22 protein-coding genes are annotated in these 22264 nt (G+C 62.4%); 10 read left to right on the top strand and 12 right to left on the bottom strand.

The genetic code is table 11. The features are described from left to right. The first annotated feature begins 73 nt into the window (after positions 1 to 73). From C4S68_RS02515 to C4S68_RS02505, 3 genes are all read left to right on the top strand, one after another. Positions 74 to 2002: a M61 family metallopeptidase gene (locus C4S68_RS02515; protein ID WP_103931426.1), complete on the top strand. Its 1929-nt coding sequence runs from the start codon at positions 74 to 76 to the stop codon at positions 2000 to 2002. Between the two features lie 64 nt (positions 2003 to 2066). Further along, positions 2067 to 3206 (top strand): alpha/beta fold hydrolase, encoded by a 1140-nt coding sequence (locus C4S68_RS02510; RefSeq protein WP_235011299.1) that lies wholly within the window; start codon positions 2067 to 2069, stop codon positions 3204 to 3206. 105 nt (positions 3207 to 3311) lie between these two features. Beyond that, positions 3312 to 3977 carry a glycoside hydrolase family 25 protein gene (locus tag C4S68_RS02505; RefSeq protein ID WP_103931425.1) on the top strand — a complete coding sequence of 222 codons (666 nt, stop codon included), beginning with the start codon at positions 3312 to 3314 and terminating at the stop codon, positions 3975 to 3977. A gap of 5 nt (positions 3978 to 3982) precedes the next feature. Here C4S68_RS02505 and cobA read toward each other — a convergent pair whose 3' ends face one another. From cobA to C4S68_RS02445, 11 genes are all read right to left on the bottom strand, one after another. Next, positions 3983 to 4801: a uroporphyrinogen-III C-methyltransferase gene (gene cobA / locus C4S68_RS02500; protein ID WP_103931424.1), complete on the bottom strand. Its 819-nt coding sequence runs from the start codon at positions 4799 to 4801 to the stop codon at positions 3983 to 3985. Between the two features lie 11 nt (positions 4802 to 4812). Next, positions 4813 to 5469 (bottom strand): precorrin-2 dehydrogenase/sirohydrochlorin ferrochelatase family protein, encoded by a 657-nt coding sequence (locus C4S68_RS02495; protein WP_103931423.1) that lies wholly within the window; start codon positions 5467 to 5469, stop codon positions 4813 to 4815. Positions 5470 to 5492: 23 nt separating this feature from the next. Then, positions 5493 to 7220 (bottom strand): nitrite/sulfite reductase, encoded by a 1728-nt coding sequence (locus C4S68_RS02490; RefSeq protein ID WP_103931422.1) that lies wholly within the window; start codon positions 7218 to 7220, stop codon positions 5493 to 5495. 265 nt (positions 7221 to 7485) lie between these two features. Next, positions 7486 to 8829: an MFS transporter gene (locus tag C4S68_RS02480; RefSeq protein ID WP_235011298.1), complete on the bottom strand. Its 1344-nt coding sequence runs from the start codon at positions 8827 to 8829 to the stop codon at positions 7486 to 7488. Between the two features lie 74 nt (positions 8830 to 8903). Next, positions 8904 to 9668, bottom strand: a complete 765-nt coding sequence (locus tag C4S68_RS02475; protein ID WP_103931420.1) for a response regulator transcription factor — start codon at positions 9666 to 9668, stop codon at positions 8904 to 8906. After that, the gene (locus tag C4S68_RS02470) at positions 9665 to 9994 is read right to left on the bottom strand and encodes a PilZ domain-containing protein (protein WP_200821454.1); all 330 of its coding nucleotides are present in this window, start codon (positions 9992 to 9994) and stop codon (positions 9665 to 9667) included. Before C4S68_RS02470 ends, C4S68_RS02475 begins: the two co-directional genes overlap by 4 nt. Before the next feature lie 76 nt (positions 9995 to 10070). Continuing rightward, positions 10071 to 11291, bottom strand: a complete 1221-nt coding sequence (locus C4S68_RS02465; protein ID WP_103931418.1) for a hypothetical protein — start codon at positions 11289 to 11291, stop codon at positions 10071 to 10073. A gap of 133 nt (positions 11292 to 11424) precedes the next feature. Continuing rightward, entirely contained in the window at positions 11425 to 12462 is a 1038-nt protein-coding gene (locus C4S68_RS02460) for an aminopeptidase (RefSeq protein WP_103932136.1), read from the bottom strand. Between the two features lie 205 nt (positions 12463 to 12667). After that, entirely contained in the window at positions 12668 to 13771 is a 1104-nt protein-coding gene (locus C4S68_RS02455) for a carboxylate-amine ligase (RefSeq protein ID WP_103931417.1), read from the bottom strand. A 31-nt stretch (positions 13772 to 13802) separates the two neighbouring features. Beyond that, positions 13803 to 14831: an ATP-grasp domain-containing protein gene (locus C4S68_RS02450; RefSeq protein ID WP_327333253.1), complete on the bottom strand. Its 1029-nt coding sequence runs from the start codon at positions 14829 to 14831 to the stop codon at positions 13803 to 13805. Positions 14832 to 14942: 111 nt separating this feature from the next. Then, the gene (locus tag C4S68_RS02445) at positions 14943 to 15659 is read right to left on the bottom strand and encodes an esterase family protein (protein ID WP_103931416.1); all 717 of its coding nucleotides are present in this window, start codon (positions 15657 to 15659) and stop codon (positions 14943 to 14945) included. A 142-nt stretch (positions 15660 to 15801) separates the two neighbouring features. On the opposite strand from C4S68_RS02445, the gene C4S68_RS02440 reads away from it, so the two are divergent. The 6 genes from C4S68_RS02440 to rplS all read left to right on the top strand — a co-directional run bounded on the left by C4S68_RS02440 (position 15802) and on the right by rplS (position 20056). Then, positions 15802 to 16767 (top strand): alpha/beta hydrolase, encoded by a 966-nt coding sequence (locus C4S68_RS02440; protein ID WP_235011297.1) that lies wholly within the window; start codon positions 15802 to 15804, stop codon positions 16765 to 16767. Between the two features lie 222 nt (positions 16768 to 16989). Then, a complete protein-coding gene (rpsP, locus tag C4S68_RS02435) occupies positions 16990 to 17244 on the top strand; it encodes a 30S ribosomal protein S16 (protein WP_103931415.1) in 255 nt (84 codons plus the stop codon). A gap of 308 nt (positions 17245 to 17552) precedes the next feature. Further along, positions 17553 to 17852 (top strand): KH domain-containing protein, encoded by a 300-nt coding sequence (locus C4S68_RS02430; RefSeq protein WP_200821453.1) that lies wholly within the window; start codon positions 17553 to 17555, stop codon positions 17850 to 17852. 185 nt (positions 17853 to 18037) lie between these two features. Further along, positions 18038 to 18646: a ribosome maturation factor RimM gene (locus C4S68_RS02425; RefSeq protein WP_103931414.1), complete on the top strand. Its 609-nt coding sequence runs from the start codon at positions 18038 to 18040 to the stop codon at positions 18644 to 18646. A 65-nt stretch (positions 18647 to 18711) separates the two neighbouring features. Further along, complete coding sequence (gene trmD / locus C4S68_RS02420) at positions 18712 to 19554, top strand: tRNA (guanosine(37)-N1)-methyltransferase TrmD (protein WP_103931413.1); 843 nt, start codon at positions 18712 to 18714, stop codon at positions 19552 to 19554. A gap of 145 nt (positions 19555 to 19699) precedes the next feature. Further along, the gene (gene rplS, locus C4S68_RS02415) at positions 19700 to 20056 is read left to right on the top strand and encodes a 50S ribosomal protein L19 (protein ID WP_103931412.1); all 357 of its coding nucleotides are present in this window, start codon (positions 19700 to 19702) and stop codon (positions 20054 to 20056) included. A gap of 99 nt (positions 20057 to 20155) precedes the next feature. Here the strand turns inward: rplS and C4S68_RS02410 are convergent, their stop codons facing one another. Next, positions 20156 to 21223, bottom strand: coding sequence for a hypothetical protein (locus tag C4S68_RS02410; RefSeq protein ID WP_103931411.1), 1068 nt, complete (start codon positions 21221 to 21223; stop codon positions 20156 to 20158). A 259-nt stretch (positions 21224 to 21482) separates the two neighbouring features. Here C4S68_RS02410 and C4S68_RS02405 point away from each other — a divergent pair, with 259 nt between their 5' ends. Further along, entirely contained in the window at positions 21483 to 22235 is a 753-nt protein-coding gene (locus C4S68_RS02405; protein ID WP_103931410.1) for a ribonuclease HII, read from the top strand. Positions 22236 to 22264: the final 29 nt, after the last annotated feature.

Raw genomic sequence — 22264 nt, 5'->3', positions numbered from 1 at the left:
CCACCCAGGTACACGACGCGGCCATCTGAGGATGGCCGCTCTGTCATTCAGGCCGATCACCGAAGGAGACCTCATGGCGTTTGGCACCGCCCTTCTTGCCCCCGCGCTGCTGATTGCATCGGGAGCCATTGCACAGACCCCTATCCGCATCACCGCCGATCTCACAGACGCTCCGCGCAAGCTCTATCACGCGGAGATCGATCTGCCGGTGCAGCCGGGATCCGCGACCTTCACCACGCCGAAATGGATCCCCGGCAACCATCGCCCTACAGGGCCGGTGTCCGACATCACGGGTGTGGTTTTTACGGCGAACGGCAAGACGCTGCCCTGGCGCCGCGATGACGTGGACCTCTACCAGTACCACGTCGAGGTTCCTGCGGGCGTCACCACACTGCATGCCCATCTGGACTGCATCGTGACCTCTCGTGCCAGCGACTACATGGCCGTGCTGGAGTGGGAGAAGCTGATGCTCTATCCCGCGGGTATTCCCGTGAAGCAGATCGCCATCCAACCCAGCGTGACCGTGCCGCAGGGCTGGGGCCTGGGTACCGCGCTGCAGCCCGTGAAGCAGTTCGACGCGAACACCAAGCCTGGTGGTACCGTTCAGTACCAGGCAACGACCGTGGAGCAGCTTGAGGACTCGCCGGTGATCGCAGGCGCCCACTTCCACGAGTTCGCGCTCGCGCCGGAGATCTCGCCGAAGCATTACCTCGACGTGGTGTCCGACGAAGCACACGATGAGGACCTCAATCCCGAGACGATCGACGCCGCGAACAACCTGATTCGTGAGGCGAGCGCGGCCTATGCGTCGCATCACTACAACGTCTACCACCTGCTGCTGACGCTCTCCGACGTCGCTGGCGGCGAAGGTCTCGAGCACGGCCAGTCTTCCGACAACGGTGTGGGCGAGAAGGGCTTTGCATCGCCGGCATCGCGACTCGGCAACTCCGATCTGCTGGCGCATGAGTTCACGCACTCATGGAACGGCAAGTATCGCCGCCCAGACAAGCTCTATCAGACCGACTTCGCCACCGCGCAGGTAGGTGAACTGTTGTGGGTGTACGAGGGCATGACGCAGTACATGGGCAATGTGCTGGCGGCACGTTCGGGGCTCGAGACGGTAGCTCAGTACCGCGACCGGCTGGCTATGACGGCCGCGAACCTTGACTACAAGTCGGGCCGCCAGTGGCGTTCCACGGATGACACGGCCCTGGCGGCAAGCATCCTGCGCAGCGAGGGGCCGGAGTGGGGTAACTGGCGTCGTGGCCAGGACTACTACGCCGAAGGCGAGCTGCTCTGGCTCGACGTCGACACCCTGATCCGGCAGCTAACCAACGACAAGAAAAACATCGCTGACTTCCACAAGCTGTTTCTGGCCAAGGGTGGCAACACCGGTCCACTCATCGTGACGTACGACCGGCAGGAATTGATCGACGATCTGAACCAGGTCGCCCCCTACGATTGGAAGATGTTCCTGCATGAGCGCGTAGATGACATCACACCGCACGCGGACGTTGCCGGCATCGAGCGCGGCGGGTACAAGTTGGAGTACAAGCCGAACGCCTCGAAGTCGGAGACCATGATCGCGCAGGCGCGCGCACGCCGCCCGGGCGGTGGTGGCCCGAGCGTCTGGTACTCGCTCGGCCTGCAGCTGAAGGGCGACGGTAGCGTGAGCGATGTTCGCTGGGGCAGCGTGGCCGACAAGGCGAAGCTCGCACCCGGCGAGAAGCTGATCGGCGTCAACGGCTGGGTCTACTCGGCGGATGCACTTCATAGCGCGATCGTCGACGCGATGAAGAGCACTCAGCCGATCCACTTCATCGTACAGTCGCAGGACAAGCTGCACGAGGTCGACGTGGACTATCACGATGGCGAACGGCATCCGGTACTCGTGCGTACCGATGGAACGAAGGATTACCTCGACGAGATCCTCGCGCCACTCACGCAGCATCCGCCGGCAAGCAAGCCGGCGAAGAGTGAAAGCGATTCGGACAGCAACTAAGCGAGAAGGCCCGCCATCACGGCGGGCCTCTTATTTTTTTGCAGCTACAACAGGAGGTTCCCCGATGACACGTTTCCAGCTCTTTATGTCGTTCGCTTTCACTGCACTGGCTTTCGTGTTCCTCGCTGCATCGTCCGGGCGCAGCCTGCACGGTCAGACGATGACGACCACGACTGCGCCCGCCTCGCCAACGTACAGCGGATCGCCCGGGGAATATATCGCGCACGACTTTCGCTTCGGTACAAGAGAGACGCTTCCTGCCCTGCACCTGCATTACCTCACGCTGGGCAAGCCGCATCGCAACGCCTCAGGCCGCGTGGACAATGCGGTGCTCCTGCTGCACGGCACCGGAGGCAACGCGCATACACTCTTCAATCCGGTCTTCGCCAGTGTGCTCTTTGGACCAGGCCAGCCATTGGACGTCGCGAAGTACTACCTGATCTTCCCGGATGACATCGGTCATGGCGAAAGTTCGAAGCCTTCCGATGGCCTGCGCATGAAGTTCCCCCACTATGACTACGACGACATGGTGCGATCGCAACACCAGATGCTGGTCGACGGCCTGCATCTGGATCATCTACGGCTCATCCTGGGGACATCGATGGGCTGCATGCAGAGCTTCGTATGGGGCGAGACGTATCCGGGCTTCATGGATGCCTTGATGCCGCTCGCCTGCAACGCCGTGGAGCTGGCAGGGCGCAATCGCATGACACGCTACATGGCGATCGAAAACATCGAGCGCGACCCGGCCTGGCAGAACGGAAACTATACGACGGAGCCAGAGGTCGGCCTGCGCACGGCCAACGAGATGTTGCTCATCATGGGTTCGGCACCGCTCTACTACCAGAAGATGTATCCCACCCGCGCGGCTGCCGAGCAGGACGTAGACGCCTATCTCGATCATGCAGTGAAAGCCACCGACGCGAACAACCTGATCTATTACGTGGATGCCTCACGCAACTATGACCCGAGCAGGAACCTCGCGAAGATCAAGGTTCCTGTGATGTGGATCAACTCGGCCGATGACTTCATCAACCCGCCAGAGCTTGGCATTGCCGAGCAGCAGGTAAAGGAGATGCCGCGAGCGAAGTTCGTGATCCTGCCCATCACCGATCAGACGCGCGGCCATGGAACGCACACCATCGCCAGCGTGTGGAAGCAGTACCTCGTGGAGCTGTTGGCGGAGTCAGAACCCAGGCCATAGTCCGTTCAGTCTTCTCTTGACCCACCCAACCGCGCGCGACATACTGTGCGCGGTCCCCCATTTCATCTGAACAAAAACCCTCGGAGCAGCTTACGGAGCGACGCGATGGCCTTCCCTGCCGGATGCATTCCTGGCGTTGATGTGTCTCACTACAGCGGTGTCGTAAACTGGCCCGCGGCTGCTTCCGCTGGCGAGTCCTTCGCCTTCACCAAGGCCAGCGAAGGCCTGTTCACCACCGATCCAACGCTGTCTCCCAACTGGGACGGAGCCAAAGCTGCGGGGCTGCTTCGCGGAGCGTATCACCTGCTGCATCCGGGTAAGAGTGGAGCGGACCAGGCGACGTTCTTCCTGCAACAGCTGGCGGCAGCCAACGGAGGCACGGCCCAGCTCGCCCCCGGTGATCTTCCCTGCGTGCTCGATATCGAAGTCGCCGACGGCGCACCCGCAGATACGATCGTCGCCTGCGCGACAACGTGGCTGAACACCGTGGAAGCAGCGACGGGGCGCACACCGATCCTCTATACCTTCGCGAGCTTCTGGATCGGCTCAGTCGAACATGTCCCAGCGTTCGCGCGCTATCCGTTGTGGATCGCAGAGTACGGTGTGCCCGCGCCCAAGGGCGTCCCCAAAACGTGGGCAGACTGGACGCTGTGGCAGTACGCGGAGCAGAACGTGCCCTGGGCAGCGGGTAACGCGGATCTCGACGCCTACAAGGGCAGCCTAGCGTCTCTGCAGGCATTCGCTGGAATCGTTGCCGATACCGGCCCCTAGTAGGGCTACTCCAGCATCGTGGCTGCGCGGTCGATCACTTCATCGAGCAGGGCGTCGGCTTCAAGCGAGTTACCAGGGCCAGCAATCATGGGCTCCATCGCGCGCCCCACGAGCAGCAACACGGGCGCTGTGCCAGGAGTGAGATGCTCGAGTTCGTGGAGCCTGCAGCTCACGTAGTTCTGCTCCGGCGTGGCTGCATGCGAGATCGCGCAACACGGCGTGTCTGGCGGCAGACCACCATCGCGCAGCTCCTGAGCGAGCCGCTCCATATCGCGGCCCGGCATGTAGAGGATGAGCGTGGCATCCTGTGGGATCGCGCCCTCGAAGACCGGCGCAGGATCTTTGCTCGACGCATGATGGCCGGTGGCGAAGATCAGCTTCGACGCGCTCGTGCGATCGGTCAGTGGCAGGCCCAGCGCAGCGCCTGCAGCAAAGGCAGCCGTCACTCCAGGGACTATCTCAAACGGTACGCTGGCCTCGCGTAGTGCAGCGAGCTCTTCTCCGGCGCGGCCAAAGACCAGTGGATCGCCTGACTTGAGACGGACGACGCTCCGGTTCGCTCGCGCGCCTTCGATCATCAGCTCATGAATTCCCTGCTGCGTGATGCGCGGCTTGCCGCAGCGCTTACCCACGCTGACGATCTCGGCCTGCGGGCCAGCGAGCGCGAGCACCTCGTCGGGCACGAGGTCGTCATGCAGAACCAGGTCGCAAGACTCCAGCAAACGCAGAGCGCGCACGGTCAGCAGATCCGGCGCTCCTGGGCCCGCGCCTACAAGATAGACGTTGCCGGGTGTTGCTGCGGTCTGCGTGGAATGCGTTGGCATAGGCGTTGACGTTATGGCTTCGACGCCGAAGACTCAGCTGGAACGTACCCCATCTCCACCGCATGCTCGCGGGCGCGAAGCCTTGAAGGGCACTGATCGTAGCCGCAGACCTCGCGCTGCGCGAGCTCATGCAGCAGCTTGCGGCGCGGATCGCCTAGCGGCTCGACAGCCACAACTTCGCGGCGCAGACGGCCGAGCTCCATCAGCCATTCGCCAAGATCAAGCGGTAAAGCCGCGTTGAGCTCCTTGCGCAACCGCTGCGCCAGCGCGGGGCTTTCGCCGGCGGTCGAGATGGCGATCTGTAGCTCACCACGTTGAACGATGGAGGGAAAGTAGAAGTCGCAAAAGGGTGGGTCGTCGACTGCATTGCAAAGGATGTTGCGCGAGGTGGCTTCCGCATAGACGGCACGATTCACCGCCGCGATCTCCGTGGCAGCCACCGCGAGGAACATCCCGGCAAGATCGCCGTCAGCATACTCACGCTGCAGCCATGTGATGTCTCCGCCTTCGGCCCAGGCCTGCACGCGCGGCAAAGCCTCGGGCGAGATCACCGTCACTCTGGCCTCTGCGTTGAGCAGGCTCTCGATCTTCGACTCGGCGATAGTGCCCGCGCCAACGACGACGCAGGGCCGCGCTGCGAGCTTGAGGAACATGGGAAACAGGCTCATAGCTCCCTCGTGGGCAACGCCACCTAGCTTACGTTCGCGGGCACGTGGCCGGGCGCAGGATCGCGCTCGACAGCCTCGGTGGTCACACCGTTCAGCAGTGTGCGCAGGTCTTCATCGCTGGTGCGGCGGAAGAACGACCGCAGCGATTCCTCGGGCGTGCGCTGCGCGAGGTAGCCTCGCAACAGGCGCTCGATGGCATCCGGGCAATCCTCCGCAGCCGCACGGAAGCCGATCTGTCGCGCGATGCCCGCGTATTCCGATCCCACCGCGCCGCCCACGCAGAAGTAGAAGGCGTCGACCAGCTTGCCGTCCTTCTTGATCTTCTTGCCTTCGAGGCCGAGGTCAGCGATCCACGACTGGCCGCAGGAGTTGGTGCAGCCCGTAACGTGCATGCGCAGCTGCTGATCGAACTGCGGCAGCCGCTCTTCAAGTTCGCCGACGAGCCACTTATTGAAGGCCTTGGTCTCCGAGATGGCGAGCTTGCAGAACTCGGTGCCGGTGCAGGCCACAGCGCCACGGAAGAACACGGTCGGCTCAACCGAAAGGCCGAGCGCGGTAACTTTCTCCGCGAGCTCTGCGACCTTTGCGTTGGGTACGTTGACGATGAGCAGGTTCTGGCCGATGGTGGTGCGCACGTGGCCCGAGCCGTACTCGCTCGCCAGGTCCGCCACGCCATGCAGCTGCGTGGGGTTCAAGCGGCCGTTGATGACGGTGACGCCAAGAGCGCTGAGGCCAGCCTGAAGCTGTGGCGAGACGCCCATGTGGTCGCGGAACTGGTCGCCCGAGACCGGCCCTTCCGGATGCGGCTCGAACTTGTAGCCGAGGCGCTCTTCGATGGCTGCGAGCATGGACTCAGCGGTCCAGCCATGCTTCATGAAGAGGTACTTGATGCGGGCGCGGGTGCGGCTCTCGCGCAGCGCGGTTTGATCCTTGAAGATCTCGCAGATCGTGCGCACCACATCGAAGGCCTTGTCCTGCGGGATGAAGGCATCCAGCCGGACCGCAATGTGCGGCTCGCTGGAAAGGCCTCCGCCGACGCGCAGCGAGTAGCCGATCTCCTCTCCGCCATCGGAGTTCGTCCGCTTCACGGCGGTCAGGCCAACGTCGTTGATCTCGGGATAGCTGCACCACACCGGGCAGCCAGTCACGGTGATCTTGAACTTGCGTGGCAGGTTGTAGAACTCGCCGTTGCCCATCAGCGTCTCGGCGATCTCATGCGCGAGGGGCGAAGCATCCAGCAGCTGATGGGAGTCGAGCCCCGCGAGTGGGCAGCCAGTCACGTTGCGGACGACGTCGCCACAGGCACCCTTGGGCGTGAGGCCTACCTTCTGCAGCGCGTCGATGACCTCGACAAGGCCCGCGATGGTGAGCCAATGGAGCTGGATGCACTGCCGCGTGGTGATGTCGGCGAGGTTGTTGGCGTACTTCGCCGTCAGGTCGGCAATCGTGTGGGTCTGCGCGCTCGTCAGCTGGCCGTTGGGAACGGCGATGCGCATCATGAAGTAGTCGGAAACCTTGCCTTCGCCGTCCTTGCCGCCGGTCACGCCCAGGCCATCGCCCTGCGTGTAAACGCCCCACCACTTGAAGTAGAGACCTGCCCAGCTTGGCAGCACACTCGTACGGCCCTCCTCGGCGAACTTGCGCACCTCGTCCCAGTTGTCCCAGGGGTTCTTCTCGAGCTTGAGACGCTCGGACTTCTGGGCCTTGGTCTCCTTCACAGCAGGAACGGTGGGTTGGGTGGCGTCGCTCACGAAACTATCTTCTCCGGGTTGGGGGTTGAGTTGAGGGCGGAAAGCAAAAAACCCACGTTGCAGTCGCAATCGTGGGCGGTCCGTGCCAGGCTATGCGCGCGCTACCAGCGTGCCGCAGCCGACGCAGAGGCGCCAGCGCTGGGACAACAGACCGTTGTGCGGAAAGCTCGCATGCAACAAGGGTAAAGGGATTCGCCTGATATGGCAACGCGGCGCGTCCCGGATTACAGACCGGATTGAAGACGTGCCGCGTGCACCGCAACAACTAGGCAGCTGCGTTACTGGACATGTCCACGCCCTTGGCCTCGGGGCCGAGAGACGTTATCAAGGCAACCAGCAGACCGACGATCAGGACCGTCCAGCCCAGCGCCGGCGCCATGTGGCCGTGGAAGAGATGTTCCGTCGCTCGGGACTGGAAGACGCCATTGCGCGACGAGAGCAGGTTGCCGAGCTGATAGGCCACGCCGGGAAGAATCGCCCGCACAGGCCCAGGCGAAAGCTCGTTGAGGTGCACCGGGATCACGCCCCACGCGCCCTGCACCATGAACTGCATCAGGAAGCCGCCAGCGGCGAGCATCACGGCGGTGTGCGAAAACGCCCAGAGCGGAATCATCGGGATGGCCAGCAACGCGGCAAACATGATGGTCTTGCGACGGCCGATGCGCTCTGACAATGTGCCGCAGGTCATACCGCCCAGCAGCGCGCCAAGGTTGCCGGTCATGGCGACCAGCGAGATCACCGGCGCAGACAGATGGTAGTCGTGCTTCAGGAACTTGGGATACAGATCCTGTGTGCCGTGGCTGAACGAGGTGAAGGCAAACATCATCAGCGTGAGGAACAGGAAGGTCGGCGCGAAGCGGGTCATCTGGCTGATGTTGCTCGCCAGCTTCAGCCCAAGCGCGACGGGAGGCTTAGCCAGCTTCGCGGCGCGACCCGCAATCCATGCCGGGGACTCGTCCACGGTGGCCAGCAGCGCCAGGACCAGCAGCGTGAGGCACGCGCCGATGACGAAGAGCATGCGCCAGCCCGCCGCGAAGCCTGTAAGCCCGAGGTGCGCCACCGCGACGGCGAAGATGCCGCTGAGCGCGGCCGCCAGCATGTTGCCGGTCACGTAGCCTTCCTGCAGCAGGCCGGAGAAGAATCCGCGGCCCTCCTTGGGGAGAGACTCCAGCGCCAGCGCTGCACCCACGCCCCACTCGCCGCCCATAGCGACGCCGAACAGGGCGCGGCAGACCAGGAAGATAGGCCAGGTGGGTGAGAAGGCGCTGGCCAACTCGAAGATCGCGAAACATGCCACGTTGATCATCAACGTCGGTTTGCGGCCGATACGCTCCGCGAGCAGACCAAAGAGCAGGGCCCCGACCGGACGCATCGCCAGCGTCCAGAAGAGGCTCTCTGCCACAGTCTCGAGACCGATGTGGAAGGTGGTGCCGATCTGGTCGAGGCAGAAGGTGAGGATGAAGAAGTCGAGCGCATCCAGCGTCCAGCCGAGGAAACAGGCACTGAAGACGCGACGCTGCATCGACGTGAGCGCGCGAAACGGAGCAAAGACCGAGTGACGCGGCGCAGGGCTACCTGGAGCGGTGGGAGAGTTCGACTGGAGGCTCAAGCCAACAGTCTACATTCGAAGCGCTGGCATGCAAGACCAAAGGCAAGCTCCCGCGCGAACGATGCGCACAGCCTTTAGAACTTGGCGCGCATCGGCTGGCTTCCGGCCATCGCCGGGACCGGCATCTCTTCGTGATCGTTCTGAAGGATCTTGTGGTGCAGGCAATAGAGGGCAAGCTCCAGGCGATCACTGACGCCAAGCTTGTCGTACACCTTGCGCAGGTAGTTCTTGATCACCTGCTCGGTCGTGCCGATCTGATAGGCGATCTCCTTGTTGCGCATACCGCGTGTGATGCACGCAATGATGGCGAGTTCCTTCTCGGAGAGCCGCGGAGCCTTGTTGGGATCCGTCGCAGCCGAAGCCTGCGCGCGGTAGGCTTCAATGACCCAGCCGATCGACTGGTTGTCGATCCACGTCTCGCCAGCCGCGATCTTGCGCACACACTTGATCAGCAGGTCCGGGGAGATGGAGCGGGGCACGACGCCACGCACGCCCTTGCGGTACAACTCCACGGTGCCGCTCTCGTCGCTCTCGGCGACCTGAACGATAAACTTCGCCTCCGGAGCGCGCCGCTGGAAGTTATTCAGGGCGTCAGGAACGCCCATGATCAGCGCACCCTCCAGCACGACAACGTCGGTGGGATAACGCTGCAGGGCAGCAAACATGTTCTCCAGCGTCTCTGCCTGGGCCACGACGCGGATGTCATCTTCCAGCGCGAAGACCTTGCGCATGCCCACGCGATAGATCGCCTGCGAGTCCGCAAGGATCACGCGGATACCGGGTCGCGCATCGACCGCTAAGGTTCCGTCCTCGAATCCGTTGGCGCCTTCGATGTTCATGCGTGTTCAGCCTTTAGGGAGTACTCGTCGATGACCGCGGCGGCCATCTTCTTCTCCGGGATGTGCCGCACGATCCGGCCCTTGCAATGCAGTGCCACATCCTCAGCTCCGCCCATGATCGTGGACGGCATCATCAGCTTGAACTCAACGCGTTCGCCCACAGCCGGAAGCTCATCGGCGCAGAACAGTACGCCGTTTGCAGACACATCCTCGGTCACCGCCACGTATTCGCGGTCGGGCGTCTTGAGGACGATCTCCAGATGCAGCGGGAAGCGCACAGCCGTGCGCACAGGATCGATGTTCACCGCGTTAGCAGAAGTCGGCACAGCTTCCCTCGACCGGGTGATATCGCTTGGCCCGGTATGGTGTGAATTTTACGCGAGCATGGCCCGTGCGAAATGACTAGATTGGGGGACGTAGCCCCGCCGATCCCCCCACCCACGTCCGGTCCCGGTTGTAGTCGACTCCCATCATGAGGCCACGTCCCATCCGGACGAGGCTGGTCATTGGAATCATGGACTTACCCTCCGGCCACGCGTAAAGGATCCGAATCTCAGCCTGCGTTGGCCCCTCCGGCGTCTGGATGACAGGTTCAAAATGGACCCGCTCCTGCAGGAGATAGTTCTGGCGCTCACTTGTGGGAATCGCGGCAAGATCTTCATCGCTGGGCCCGAACTGGATGCCCTTCCCGGCAAAGGAGTACAGCGGCTTGAAGACCCACTGGCTGCGATCGGCGGGCAGGCGGTCGTGGCCTTGGCCCGCAAACCACTCGTCGAGGAAGACCGCAGCCGGCACCGTCGGGTGCCGCAGATGAGGGATCGAGAACTTGCTGATCTGGAAGTACCAGTTGGGATGCCCGGCCCACTCAACATCAAGCTCATCGCGATAGTCGAAGGGCAGCTCGATTCCCTTCCGCTCCAGCTCATCGACGATGACGCGGTTGTAGATGCGATAGATGGGCACAAGCTCGCCTGTCGCCTCGTCGCGATAGAGCAGCTTGCGGCCCTGCTTCACCACCTTCGCCACGTCGACGATGCGGATGCCGAGGTGCTTCGCGTGCATCAGGAAGTCCGGCAGCGTCTTCTGCGTCTCCGGCTCGACCTCCATCAGCACCACGTTCTTCGGGTCATGCGCGGCGACAATGACCTCGCGCAGGATCTTCCAATAGCCAGCGTCATCCAGGCCGCCGAAGAGGTACTGGAGCGAGGGCTCGAGCCCGAAGACCTCGATGTAGGCCTTCGCCAGAGCCGGCTGGTACCCGAAGATCGAAGGGAACGCCTGCATCTCTACGAGCTTCGGTTCGAGTTCGCCTGCGGCATTGCGAACCAGGCCAAAGTCGACCGTCATGAAGTGGGGATGCGCGTTCTGCCCGGGCACATGAAAGGCCTCCGGAATCGCCGCACGGCTGGCCTGCATGTACGCTTCGTTGCCGAGGAGCTGCTCTGTGAGCTCGATGCCCGCCGTGACCATGCGCTGCATCAGCTCATCGGCAAAGAAGCACGGGGTCTCGGCGATGCGGAACTCGATCTCCGTTCCAGTCTCAGCGCTCAGGCGAGCGGTCAGCTCGCGATACCTGGCTTCCGTGAAGCGCGCATTGAAGTCACTGCGGTACGGCTCAAGCATGGGCAGATCCTGAACAGCTCACGCCCATCCTACAGGGTCTCTCCTCGCAGCTCGACACCTGAAGACCTCAACGCTCAACAGATCGAAGATGGATGATCGAGCTTTGAGCTTCGGGTTACGAGCTTCGAGCGCTTCATGACTCGATCAGGAATGTCCCGTCGCGCATGATCTGCTCTTCGCCATTCGGCCCACCGAGCCAGATATTGAAGCCCAACCCTACGACGTCGATGTGCGTCGTCGACTTCCACGGCGCGCCGGTGTGGTTTCCGTAGGGATCGCCAAATGCGATGTGGATGCCCGGGAACTTCTCGTCCTGCAGGATGTTCCCGATCACCTGCTTCACGCCGATGTTGGTGCCGATGGCGAACTCGCCCACGCGGTCCGAATTCTCATCCGTGTGCGTGTAGGCCCAGAACTCGCGCTCCAGGTCCTTGTTCTCGCACGCGATGGAGACGATGCGGTTCTCCGAAATCTCGATGGTCAGCGGCGTGGCCTGCAGCAGGCCGTAGCGCGCGCAGAGGAAGTCTCCCACGACGCCATCGACGACGAATCGGCCGTTCACCTCACCGGGCGACGTAAAGCACTCACCGCCGGGCAGGTTTCCCCACTTTTCGGTCGAGATGATGCCCGAGGTCTTGAACCACTTGTAGTCCGGGTTGAGCTCGGCGCGAATATCCGTACCTGCGGGCGTGGTCGCGCGCACATAGGTGGCCTCGCGGACCTTATCCAGTACCTTCTGGCTCAGCCGGTCGACTTTGTTGAAGTCCGCGCGCATGCCCTCCACCATCACCTGGGGGGTGATGTTGACCATGTGCGCGTGGCGCATGTGACGGCGGTTCACGACGTCGGTCATCTGCATGCGGCTGCCCAGTTCATTGGGCTGCACCTGCACAGCGAAGATGCTGACCTGCGAGCTCTCCATGTCCGCAAGCACCGGCGCGGGCATGTCCTTCACGGGACGCGGCGCAAGCTCTTCGAGGACAAACGCATTCCACACACAGCCGACCGCCTCGAGCTCGGTCGCCAGCGCGGCGGCGATCTCGATGGTGGAGTTGTCAGCGATGAGCGTGACCTTCTCGGAGGGCTGAACGCGCAGGCAGGTGACGACGGCATTGCGCGCGCCCTCGCGGAAAGCCTCAGGGAACGCGAGCGCGAGCAGGTGCTGCCCCATTCGCGCGGCGGGCACCGAAACCGCCTCAATCGGCTCGTTGATTGTCAGTGGTTCGCTGTTCGCAGCATCCAAGGCGAAGACTCCGGCATTCTTCATCGATTCATCCCCTATTCATTGTCCCGCAAAAATGCGAATGGGGGGATCGAAATTGCCGGATTTGCAGGCGAATCGCGTAAGTCTGTGCAGCAAAAGGAGACAGCGCCGGTCAGAGGCCCGCGCGTGTCTCCTCCGCCATGAAATCGACGACTTTTTTCAGGTCTCCGGTCTCCCGCCAGACCTTCAGCTGCCGGTCCGCGCCCGAGCCCTGACGGAGCATCTGGCGGATGTAGTTGATGGCCTCGCGCGACCCCAGTTCATCGACGGCATCTTCGACAAACGCCAGGTACTCATGGATGAGGTCGTGCTCCGGCACCTCCAATTGCTTGCCGAAGTCGATCAGCTTTCCCTCGAGCCCATAGCGCACCGCCCGGAACTTGTTCTCCATCAGCAGCGCGCGGGAGTAGCGGCGGAAGTCCATGTTGCGCGCATGCAGCTTCCATAGCGTGCAGGCCGTCGCCTGGATCAGCGCGGCGATGGCGATCGACTCCTCCGCCCGCAGCGGGATATCGCAGATGCGAACCTCAATGGTGCTGAAGTACGGATGCGGACGGATGTCCCACCAGATCTTCTTCGCGTTGTCGATGGTGTTGGTCTTGATCAGCAGATTCACATACGCTTCAAACTCCGAGTACGTCGCAAACTCGTCCGGGATATTCGTGCGCGGAAAGTTCTCGAAGACCTTGGCGCGATAGCTCTTGTAGCCCGTCTCCATGCCCAGCCAGAAGGGCGAGTTGGTGCTGAGCGCGAGGATGTGTGGCAGGAAGTAGCGCATCGAGTTCATCACCCGGATGGCCGACTCCTTGTCCTCGATGCCCACATGCACGTGCAGGCCAAAGATGAGGTTGGAGCGCGCCACCAGCTGCAGATCCTCCACCACCTTGGCATAGCGCGGATCAGGATAGATCTCCTGCTGCCTCCAGTCGGCGAACGGATGCGTCGCCCCGGCGACGAGGACAAGGCCATGCTCCTCCGCCAGGCGAATCATGCTGCGCCGCAGGTCGTACAGGTCCTCGCGCGCCTCTTCGATGTTGTGGCAGACGCGCGTGCCCACCTCGACCACCGACTGATGCATCTCAGCCTTGACGCGCTCCTGCAGCTGCAGCTTGCCGTGCTCCAGCATCTCCGTCGCAACATGCGACCGAAGGTCGCGCGTCACCGGATCGATGGTCTGGTACTCCTCTTCAATGCCGAGCGTAAAGCTTGGTCGCATGCGCAGCCCACCTCAGATGTGGCAACTATACCTACGAAGCATTCTTTGCAGCCTTCTTCGACACCTTCTTGGCGATCTTCTTGGCAGCCTTCTTCGGCGCAGGCGCCACCGGAGCTGGCCCCCGCTCACCCTTGAGGAAGCCAGCCCAGCGCAGCTCATTCATCGCGCCCGACGGCTTCTGCGCGCGCTTGATGGCCAGCTTCGCGACCTTGTCTACGATCCACTCAAAGTTCTCTTCGCCCACCGAGACGCGATCGGCATCGGGTGCAGGGTTCATAAAGTCGATGGCATACGGGATGCCGTTCTCGACGGCGAACTCGACTGTGTTCAGGTCATAGCCCAGGGCGCGGCACAGCTTCAGCGCATCGCGCTCCACCCGCTTGATCAGCTTCGGGTCATAGGGCGGAGGGTTCTGCACGTAGCGCAGGTGGTGCGGCTGCCGCGGGTCGTACGGCATGATGCGCACGTCCTGCTGCCCAACGACGTAGCAGCGGAAGTACTCCTTGAAGTTCACCGCCGCCTGCAGCGTCATGGCAAGATCGCGGCTCTGGTCGTAGGCGCAGAAGAACTCCTCGCGATCGTGGACATGAAAGACGTCGCGCCAGCCGCCGCCATCATGCGGCTTGAGGAAGGCCGGGAACTTCACGTAGTCGAAGACGCCATCCCAGTCGAGCGGAAACTGCAGGTTGCGCACGCTACGCTCGGTGATGTCGGGCGGAAACTGCTTATGCGGCAGCAGGACGGTGCGCGGCACGGCCACGCCGAGCCTTGCGGCCAAAGCGTAGTTGAAGAACTTGTCGTCGGCAGACCACCAGAAGGGGTTATTGATGATCTCCGTACCTGTAAGCGCGCAGTTCTTGAGCCACGCCCGATAGAACGGCATGTCATGCGAGATGCGGTCGACGATGACCGCGTACTTCGAGGGCTCGGCCATCTTCACGCCGCCCACCTCGCAGAACTCCGCGCGAACCCCTTCGATGTTCATGGAGTTGATGCGCTCCACCAGCGCCCCGGGAAAGGTATTCTCCATGCCGAACAGCACGCCGATCGTCTTTGCCAAAGGAGCACTCCTTCTTTGAATTCTCGTTGCGTTCAACGTTCTAAGTTGTACGTTCTACGGCTGCCCGCAGAGAAGATGTCCCGTACAACGTAGAACGAACTACGTAGAACCCTACAAATACACCTGCGCCATCCTCTGCCACCACGGCCAGTCGTGGCCGGTATTGTCTCCCCACACATCCAGCCGCACGGGGATTGCCTTGTGCCGCATCGCCGCCGCCATGCGCTCGTTGTCGTTCCAGCACTGGTCATGCACGCCAGTCGCGAGGATGTAGTTGTTGTGCCGCATGCGCTCCAGCCGGTGGTGGTCGTGCAGGTTCGGCACGTAGTCCAGCGGAAGGTTGAAGTACACGTTGTCGTCGTAGTGATGCCCTAGAAAACCGAGGCCACGCAGATCGAACGCCCCACTCATGGAGAGAAAGCCCGTAAACAGGAACGGATGCTTCAGCGCGATGTTCACCGCGTGGTAGCCGCCGAAGCTGCAGCCCAGGCTGACCAGGTGCGGTGAGTGGTTCAATTGCCGCACCAGCGGCACGACGTCATGCAGGATGTAGTGCTCGTAGTCGTTCTGGCGAGCGGCTCTCCAGTCCGGGCCCACGCCGCGGTTATACCAGCTCTCCGCGTCGACCGAATCAACGCAGAAAAGCTGCAGACGGCCAGCTTCGATCTCGCCCGCAACCGCGCCCACCATGCCGCGATCTTCGAACTCAAAGAACCGCCCCTGCGAGGTCGGGAAGACGATCACCGGCAGGCCGTGGTGCCCGATGACGAGCATCTCCATGTCCCGTCCCAGGTCCCGGGAGTACCACTTGTGGTAGTCGCGCTTCATCGGCTGACGGTCTCTCTCTGGTAGTCTGAGGCCTGACAGGCCCGCAGGGTTGTGTACGTGTTGGGGAGGCATCCGATCCGCCACCCGCACCGCAGACTCCGCCGGTGCAACTGGAACCTCCGGACGGGACACAAAGACGCTGTTGAACTCAACACTGCAGGACTCATCGCTCCAACCAGGAGCCTTTGCTCCCGATGGTGCCCAGCCTGCCGAGGCCGTGGACCTGCTCCCACTCTACCCAAAGCCGGCTCCCAGCAACGAAGCTGATTACAACGAGCTCGACGATAACCCGCGCTACCAGGTCTTCCGCCTGAACTCGAGGTTCCTTCGCAATGAACGGCTGGTGCGCGTCTATCTGCCAGAGGCCTACCTCCACGACTCGGAACGTCGCTTCCCTGTGTTGTACCTGCACGACGGTCAGAACCTGTTCGATCCTCGCACAGCGTATCTGCGCGGCCATACCTGGCGCGCGCACAGCACTGCGGACCGGCTGACCCGCGAGGGCCGAACCCGTCCCGTGATCCTTGTCGGACTGGACAACACGGGCATTCGGCGAATGTCGGAGTACACGCCTACGCGCGACCCGATGCGTGGCGGCGGCGAAGGAGAACTTTACGGCAAGCTCCTGGTCGAGGAGCTTCGCCCCGCACTCGCTTCCAGATTCCGCGTCGAGGACGGCCCCGAGAACACCGGCCTGGGTGGATCGTCTCTGGGCGGCCTTATCTCGCTCGCGCTCGGCCTTGAGCACCCTGACGTCTTCGGACGGCTCGCCGTCATGTCGCCAAGCTTGTGGTGGAACAACCGCAGCGTCTTCGAGTGGCTGGCGCAACGCGCCCCGCTGAAGACCTCAAAGATCCGGCCGCGCTTCGCGCCGCCTCCGCCGGAGTACCCGCATCCCCGGTTGTGGCTGGACATAGGAACCCACGAAGGCCTGCGCCATGTGCGCGATGCAGACATGCTGCACCGCAGGCTCATCGACCGCGGCTGGCGCGACGGCATCGACCTTCGTTACCTGAAAGTGCCTGGCGGATTGCACAACGAAGACGCGTGGGCGAACAGGTTCGACCAGATGCTCACGTTCCTGTTTCCGCCCCAAAAAGAGTCGTAGCCCGGCGAAACACGAGTGTCGGGGCATGTTTTCGGGAGTTTTCCTCCGCCAGGTCGCATTTTGGTGCAACCACCTCATTGCGGAGTCGCCTAAAATTCGAGATACTTAAGCGTTCGGGCTCGCATTGCCCTACTGAGCTGTCGCAGACTGCGATGTATTCCAGACGGCCAGCTTCCTGAACAAACTTCAGATTTGAACCTTGAGAGGAATATCTCCGTGTTGATGATCCGTCTGGCGCGTGTTGGCGCCCGCAAGCAGCCGCACTACCGCGTCGTTGTAATCGAAAAGGACCGCGCCCGCAATGGCCGTTCGGTCGAGGTCGTGGGAACCTATAACCCCCGCACTGAACCGGCCAGCGTGCTTCTGAAGCGCGACCGTATCGACTACTGGACTGCCAATGGCGCGCAGCTCTCTGAGACCGTTAGCAAGCTGCTGGCAAAGTATCAGCCGGCTGAAGCGACCCCTGCCGCCAGCTAACCATTACCACTTTGGTAATAGTTACTGGGGTAGCTGTTGACTCAGAATTGTCGGTGCCTAAAGTTTCTGGTTACCATTGCCCCAACCCCGCTTCGCCTCACGTAGACTCGCCGTTGAGAAAAGTCGTCAGTTGTTAGTTGTTGGCTTCTTTGAATCATTTGACCGGGATCGTTCAGGATCGGTAGACCACTTCATGCCAAACGGCAGCGGTACCTGCTCGTAGTACACGAGAAGCAGGGCCGGGATGGTTTGAAACGCTACCCGAGATTTACCCGAGGTGTGTATCAGTGACTGAGACATCAAGTCCCATGGATCTTGAAACGGCAGCGTCCGAGATGCGGGCTCTCATCAAAGAGATTGCCTGTGCGCTCGTGGACAATGTGGATGCCGTGTCCGTGGAAACCTTTAGCGAGACTGACTCAACAGTTATTCGGCTGCGTGTAGCACCGGAAGACATTGGCAAAGTGATCGGCAAGCAGGGCCGTACGGCGCGGTCCCTGCGTACCATCCTGAGCGCTGCCAGCATGAAGCTGAAGCGGCGCTTTGCCCTCGACATCGTCGAAGTCGATCGCCCCGGCGGTCGTCCCTTCGTAGATGACGAGGACTAACGCATTTCCTTGTGGGTGTAGCTTCGGGGACCGGCTCCAATGGGCGTTTTCTCCAATGAAAATGCCACGGAACATCACTTCCGAGGTACACCGCAACAAGGACATTGCTCTGGCCTAACCGACGGCAACGCAGGCATCAATTCGTGGAACCTTCTGTAGCGTCCTGGGTGGCGATAGTACGTCTGATGCGTCCTCAGGGACGCCGCGGAGAGCTTCTCGCCGATCCCCTGACCGACCAAACCGTGTTGCTAACACCGGGTCGCGAGCTTTGGCTCGCGAAGCCGGGAGCTTCCGAACCCTCCGAGGGAACTTCTCCGCTCAAGCTGGAAGATTCCTGGGAGCCCACCGGACGCAACGCCGGACGCTGGGTGCTGAAGCTCTCCGGATCGGATTCGATCAGCGACGCCGAAGCACTCTCGGGATACGAACTGATGCTTCCCGCGTCTGAGCTTCCTCCACTCGCGGAAGACACGTACTTCGTCCGCGACCTTGTCGGCTGCGAACTGTTCGACGGCGATGAACTCGTCGGCAAAGTTATCGGGATCGAATACCTGATCGGGTCCGACGGCAAACGGCAGGAAGATGCGGCGCCATTTCTCGCCGTACAACTGGCCGATACCGCCTCCAGCGATCCGGAAGAGGCACCCGAGGAATCGACTGCAGTCAGCGAAGAACAAACAACTTCTGAACCAGAGCTGATCCCGTTCGTCCGTATGTGGCTGGACTCCGTCGATCTCGACCAGCGGCGAATTGTGATGCACCTCCCTGACGGCCTGGTCGGCGCCGAGGGTTAGCCGCAGCATCCCTCATCCCTGGCCTCCGTTTAGACGTGCCCTCCATCCTGTATCCGACCAGACTCATGCGCTTCGAACTCATCACGATCTTTCCGGAGTTCTTCGGCTCGCCTGCCGACGGAAAAGGCCTGTTCGCCTTCGGGGTGGTGTCCCGCGCATTTCGTGAGGGTACGGCAGAGCTCGCGGTGCATGATCTGCGAGCCTTCACACACGATCGCCACCGCACCGTCGACGACCGCCCCTTCGGCGGCGGCGAGGGCATGGTTCTCAAGCCAGGCCCCATAGCGGAATGCCTTGAGAGTCTTGGCCTTGGCGCGAAAAATGAACGTGACACCTCCAGAGAGCGCGTCGTACTCCTGTCTGCCCAGGGCCGTCGATTTACCCAGGCAAAAGCCCGTGAGCTGGCCGGGCTTGACCGGATCGTGCTGATCTCCGGGCGGTACGAAGGTGTCGACGAGCGCGTAGTAGAGATGTTTTGCGACGAGGAGTTGGCGATCGGCGACTATGTCCTGTCGGGTGGCGAACTGGGAGCGGCCGTGATCGTGGACGCCGTCACACGGCTCCTCCCAGGCGTGCTTGGCCATGCCGACTCCAGCCGCTTTGAAAGCTTTGGCGAAGGCGATGCCGGGGAGCACAAGACCGAGGACGGAGTTCCCCGATCGACGCATGGCGCCGGCGGCATCCTCGACTACCCGCACTACACGCGGCCGGCGGAATTTCGTGGTCTCGAGGTGCCGGCGCCGCTGCAGAACGGCGACCACCTCGTTATCCGGAAGTATCGGCGCGAGGCTGCGCTCACCAAAACGTTCAGCAATCGCCCGGATCTGCTAAAAAACGCGGAGCTTAGCAAGGATGACCGCAAGCATCTTGAAAGTCTGGGCTGGAACGAGTTTGCTTTCGATGAGTAGGCTGGAACAGTATTTGCACCAGCTCTGAGGCAACGGATGTTTCGTCCCTGAAATCGGGATGTACCACAAATCGGTGGAAAACTACCGCAAATGCACTTGAATTGCTGTAAACTAAGGCCTGCGACTTCAAGCAAGGAATTCCCCTATGTCTATCCATCCCATCATGCAGAAGCTGGCTGACAAGCTCCAGCGCACCGACCTCCCAGAATTCGCCCCGGGCGACACCGTCCGCGTGCAGGTGAAGATCAAGGAAGGTGACAAGGAGCGTCTGCAGGCATTCGAGGGCATGGTCATCGCATGCAAGAAGGGCCCCCAGGGCTGCTTCACCGTTCGCAAGATGAGCTTCGGCCAGGGTGTCGAGCGCATCTTCCCTTACAACTCCAAGGTCGTCGATAAGGTCGAGAAGGTCCGCAGCTACCGCGTGCGGCGTTCGAAGCTCTTCTACCTGCGTGGTCTCCGCGGCAAGGCCGCCCGTCTGCGCGAGGTTGATCGCAAGGCTTAGTCTCCAGTCGCGCAAGCGGCCGGTACGACATACGGAACAAGAGAGGCGATCCCCGCGGGGATCGCCTCTTTGCTTGTGCAGGGAAATTCGCTTCAACCCTTAGGCTGGCGGTGGAGCGGCGGCGACCGGGTTCGCCCCGGGCGTGGCCGTAGCCGGAGCTGCCGCAGGAGTCACCGCCTTCGGAGCCGCGACGCACGGCGTCAGCCCCTTGGCATTGGCCGGACCGGGGACCTGGCCTGCAGGGCACTTCTGCCTGGCGAGCGTGGGCCGCAGATCCTCGGGAATCGGAGGAGGCTGCACCGGCCCCTTGAGAGCCTCACTCAACTTCGCGCCCGGCCACGCGTAGGGTGGCTTGCGCAGCGTTCCGTAGCCGACCACCGGAAACTTGGACGGCAGCTTGAAGTCGCGATCAACCAGAACGAAGGCGCTCTCGGGCTTCTTGCCAAGCAGCCGCTTTTCGCTGGCGAGTTCCATCTCATGCCCGTCCGCGTTCACCTTCAACGAGGCATCGTTGAAGGCGCCCTTCTGCTCCTGGGCTCCCGCGAACGGAGCGTTCGAGACCACGACCGTCCCCTCGCCCGGCACGTAAAAATAGAGGTACTTGAGATCGGCGATGTCGTAGTTCAGCGCGGCTTTGCCGATAACGCCATCCACGGTGAACGTACCGCGGGAGATGGAGACCGGCGTCTTCCTGGGCTCCTTCTCCTTCTTCTCCTTGATCTTGTGCCCCTTCTCGTCGTAGCCGAGGTCGGCGGCGGTCTGGAAGACGGGCTTGCCCTTCTCGTCGAACTCGGGGTGGCCTTTCTTGTCGCGTCGCTGGGCTACCGGAGGGTTGAACATGGGCTTGCCGTCCGGATCCAGCCGCTGCTTGCCGTCGTCGTCCAGCATCGGAGTCGGCGCCAGCACAATGACCTCGGTGGGCCCGGTATACGGTTCCTTGCCCTTGTGCTTCTTCTCCGGGGCCGCCGGCTTATCTCCCTGTGGCGATGGCTGGGCTGTTGAAGCGGGAGCAGCCGACGTGGGTGGCGTCACCGCCGCCGGAGTCGACACCTGCGGCGTCGCAGAAGCTCCTGGCGCCGAGGCTGGCCCCTGCGCCATCGCGATCATGCCCCAGGCCGCGAGCAACGGCACCACCCCGACTCCCCAACCGAAATTCTGCCGACGCATCTCGCCTCCCAGGCCCTGCGGACCATCCGACGCAGGACTTCCGGCCGCAGGCTGCCGCCAGGTAACTGCTTCGAAGTCCGCTGACGGCGCAAGGATATCGCGCCGGTGTGTTGAAACCGTAAACCAAATGCCTCCGGGCGGCCGTCTCATGCTCCCCCTGTGTCGGCTTGGGGTCGTGCTGCATGCACACCGGCCTGGTCTAGACTTGGGCTGAGGGGCCTGGCCTCCTCCGCTTGTCCAAAGTTCCCCAACAAACCGTATGAGTACCCTCTTCCGAGTCCCCATCCCGACTGGCGTTACCAAGGCCACGGCCAAGCAGAAGATGCTGCGCCAGCTGGTTTGCTCGAACGCGCCCGAGGAGGCCTTACGCTACCACGGCTACCGCGTCATCGCCGGCGTGGACGAGGTGGGCCGCGGCGCCCTGTTCGGCCCGGTTGTGGCGGCCGCCGTGATCCTGCCAGAGAAGGTCGGCGCGCTCAGCCGTATGGGGCTCACCGACTCCAAGCAGCTGGACCGCGACCAGCGCGAAAAGCTCGACGTGAAGATCCGGTCGATGGCCATCGCTATCGGCGTGGCTGAGATCGATGCGGAGACCATCGACCGCGTCAACATCTACCAGGCGACCCGCATCGCGATGCTGGAGGCGGTGAACCAGCTAAACCCCGCGCCCGACCACCTCATTCTCGACGCCATGCAGATCGACCACCCCTGCGCGCAGACCAAGCTGTACTACGGGGACGCGCTTTGCCTGTCGATCGCCGCGGCTTCGGTGGTTGCGAAGGTCTACCGAGACGGCCTGGTGCGAGATATGGACGCGCGGTACCCGCAATATGGACTCGCCAACCACAAGGGCTATGCCACGCCCGAGCATCGCAAGGCGCTGCGCGAGCATGGCCCCACGCCGCTGCATCGGCGCAGCTTCGCTCCCGTAGCCGCCTCGGACAGAAACGCCACCCTGGAACTGGTGGTCGAGTCGGGCGACCTCTTTCTCGACGAGCCGCTGGAAGAGTAGGGCTGCCACACCGCACGCGATCCGTGCCG

It is taken from the genome of Bryocella elongata (genome assembly GCF_900108185.1).
Classification (GTDB): Bacteria; Acidobacteriota; Terriglobia; order Terriglobales; family Acidobacteriaceae; genus Granulicella; species Granulicella elongata.
This window is presented reverse-complemented; position numbering and strand designations above follow the sequence as displayed.